The 3,181-nt window shown below is 55.8% G+C and carries 3 protein-coding genes; 1 reads left to right on the top strand and 2 read right to left on the bottom strand.

Annotated elements, in window-relative coordinates; translation table 11 throughout:
- Both ABX962_RS33460 and ABX962_RS33455 read right to left on the bottom strand, forming a co-directional pair.
- Window positions 1–1,542: prenyltransferase/squalene oxidase repeat-containing protein (locus ABX962_RS33460; RefSeq protein ID WP_372726016.1), on the bottom strand; the 1,542-nt coding region annotated here is incomplete at its 3' end.
- A gap of 2 nt (window positions 1,543–1,544) precedes the next feature.
- The gene (locus ABX962_RS33455; RefSeq protein ID WP_372726015.1) at window positions 1,545–2,462 is read right to left on the bottom strand and encodes an amidohydrolase; all 918 of its coding nucleotides are present in this window, start codon (window positions 2,460–2,462) and stop codon (window positions 1,545–1,547) included.
- 445 nt (window positions 2,463–2,907) lie between these two features.
- Between ABX962_RS33455 and ABX962_RS33450 the strand changes: the two genes are divergently transcribed.
- On the top strand, window positions 2,908–3,181 hold a 274-nt coding region (locus ABX962_RS33450), incomplete at its 3' end, for a sulfatase-like hydrolase/transferase (RefSeq protein ID WP_372726014.1).

The following is a 3,181-nucleotide window of genomic DNA, read 5'->3' as shown; positions in this document are numbered from 1 at the left end:
TCGGTCGTGATCGGTCTGCAGTTTTTCACGGCTGATGATTGTCGGGATGATCAGATCGAAACCAGTGGCTGCCAATCGCTTCGCAATCTGTTCATTGGGTCCGAGTCCGTCGGCGAGTCCCAGCAATTGCTCGGGTGACTGATCGGCGTCGGGAACCACAACGCACATGCCGACGGCGGACTCCTTTTGCTGCACCCTAAGTCCTTCGCCGAAAACATTGGCGAACACCGGCCAGCGAACTTGAAAAATGCGAAAACGATCCGACTCGGCAACGAGTGCCGGGTTCAACTGATCGCCGTATTGTTCCAATTGCGGTGGCAGACGTTGTTCGGCAATCCCAAGTACCGACCGAAGCTCCGATCGAAGCGATGCTTGCTGAATGTCATCAATTTCCAGTTCGTGGCGTTTTTCGTTGGCGACGGCGATCTGCGAGTCAATGAACTTGTGAGCTCCGCTCATCAAGCGGCCTGATAGATCCGATTCAGGCCAATGAAGCGGCTTTGTGCCGGCAAGCGTTTCAATCGCCGCGGCCGGCTGCTCTGGCAGAACCTTCAACAACACCAATGTCGCCCAGCAGGCGGCCGTTGTCGAAATGAATTGATCCTTGCCGTGCGGATAACCGGTTTCGAAGTAGGTTTGGAACGGCTTACTACGCGATACGACATGCCACGACCCGTCGTCCAATTGCGTTCGCAGTAAATACTCCAGACCGTGTTTGTAACTGTCTGCCGTTACCGCAATCCCCGACTCGGCCAGGGCATACAGAACCGTTGCGGTCGCGTAGGCGTCGCTTTCCATCTCCGCTAGTTGAGCCCAACCGCCGTCGGGTCGTTGCTGGGAAATCAAGTCCTGAATCAGTTTTTCGGAGCGCTCATCAAGACCGATGTAGGGCAGAGATAGCAGTTGAAACACACGATCCTCGGTGTCTTTCGGTTCGGCGGTTTCAAACCATTTCGCTGCATTCCGCGTGACCTCGTCAATCTTCGACTGATGCGACGGACGACCAAAGTTTTCGATCGCGCGAAGCGCCAAGTACGTTGTCGCGAAATTGCTTTTCTCCGAGGGCGGACGATTGCTCGAGCACGACCAGACGCCGCTCTCACGTTGCTTGCCCAACAAGTAATCGACGACCGTATCGGAAATGTCGTCTGCGGATCGCTCGCCAGCTTCCAGTCCCCACAAAGCCCAACCGGCCGTATCGACTTGCCCTCCCGTGCCTCGACCGTCGGCATATTGTTTCTGCGATCGTTTCAAGTGCGCGTAGGTATGCTCAAGCTGGCGAAGCAGATTGTCGGGGTCGATGTGAAAGCCATGTTTGCGGGCTTCGGCAAAGACCACGACTGGCATCGCTTGCCCGTGACAGGTGAAGCAAGTGCGGCGCTGCGCCGTTTCCGCCGACGCGATTTCCAGAAGCGGCAGCGATCGCTCGACTGCATCGTGCACTCGTGCAGAAAAACTCAGCGGCTCCGCTGCCGCCAGCAGATGGCAGTGGGAGCTAACATACAAAAGGATAGCAACAACAATGGCGGTTGTACGAGGCATGTTCAGGAACCGGTGAATCCAAATAGTTTTGCCGCGGTACCGCCAAGAATTTTCGTGCGATCATCGGCCGACAAATGTGACAGTAAATCCGCGACGCGTAAGCGATAGTCTCGATAGGACTCTCCGGTCGCTGCCGAATTGAATCCTCCTCCGTAGATCATTCGTTCCGCGCCAAATGCGTCCGTCAATCGCCGAACGATGGGTTTCACATCGCGATGAGGATAACTGTTCTGATCAGGTATCGAGGAAATCTTCATCACCGTATTGGGAAACCGTGACCAGCGAACAACAACCTCATGCTCTTCAGGCGTGCCTTGCATCGGTCGCCCCAGGTGGTCGATTATGACCGTTGTGTCGTTAAACTCTCGAATCAACGGTTCGAGACCCGGAGCATATCGGGGCTCGAAATGCAGTTGAATCGCAAGCCCAAGGTCCGACGCAGTTTTCCAGAGATGACGTAGCTCTTTTGTACCGAAGGGCGGCAAACGATCAGGTGCGTACGCGTGCACGCGAGCGGCAACGATCCGCCCCGGATTTCGCTGAACCAACGGAGCCATCTGGTCGACCGAACCAGGGCGATCAGCAAAGAACAAGCACGTCCCCTTCAATCTTCCCTGGCCAACGTTCAAGCAGTGCTCCAAGTACTGGTGGTCGTCTTGATAGGGCTCCGGATGAACGACGGCCGCAAAGTCGACGCCGGCATCGTCCATGCACTTCAACAGATGCTCTGGAGTTGCCGCAGCGTCGGGCCGATACGGCGCCCGTGCATGATACGGAAAACGGCGATCCTGACCGGCGAAACAATGAAGATGCGTGTCAACAACCACGCTCGACGCGGCATCATCCGCAAAGGCTGCAGCGGATGAAAGCGGTAGGGTGCCAAGACAACGAAGCAGATCGCGACGATTGAGTTTGTTCATGGATGTGCCTGATATCGGATGAAACGTGGAAATTGCCAGACTCGGGATGGCTCCGAGGGAAATCCAAATCGGCTAAGTGTAATGCTTCACAGCGGTGCCCCTGAGCCCTCCGGTTTTGACGCGGACGCTGTTGGCGGCCTTTGCCCAGCATACCCCGAATCGCTTACCGCTGCCTCTTGTACTTCACTGCTTGCGGCGAGTGAGTTGTAAGCTGCGGCAGTCACGAATTTCGGCCGGGCTTGTCCTGGTGGGATAACCACTGACCACTACCCTTGGCGTCCAATACGACGTGAATGGGATGGGACGTCGGAGTCAGTCTCAGCAGACAAACATTTATACAAAGAGAGCAAGGCGGAAACCGAGATTCCGTATTCTCGCTCGATGCGTGGCGGATGGAAAACATTTATGATGTAATACGCCGCCAACTCCCACCTCGGAAACCCACATGAAAATCCTATTCAAATCGTTGCTACTGGCGGAACTTTTGATGCTTTGCATGTCGCATGGATCCGTGCCTGCGGTGGCCGCGGATTCAAACGCGATCGACCGCGTCGAGAGCAATCGCAAGCCCAACATCATTCTCGTCATGGCGGACGATCAGGGGTGGGGAGATGTCGGATACAATGGTCATCCGTTCGTGCAGACGCCGGAGTTGGACGCGATGGCAAAAGAGGGCTTTGTGTTCGACCGCTTCTATGCTGCGGCGCCAGTGTGCTCGC

It is taken from the genome of Novipirellula sp. (assembly GCF_041583735.1).
Classification (GTDB): Bacteria; Planctomycetota; Planctomycetia; order Pirellulales; family Pirellulaceae; genus Novipirellula.
This window is presented reverse-complemented; position numbering and strand designations above follow the sequence as displayed.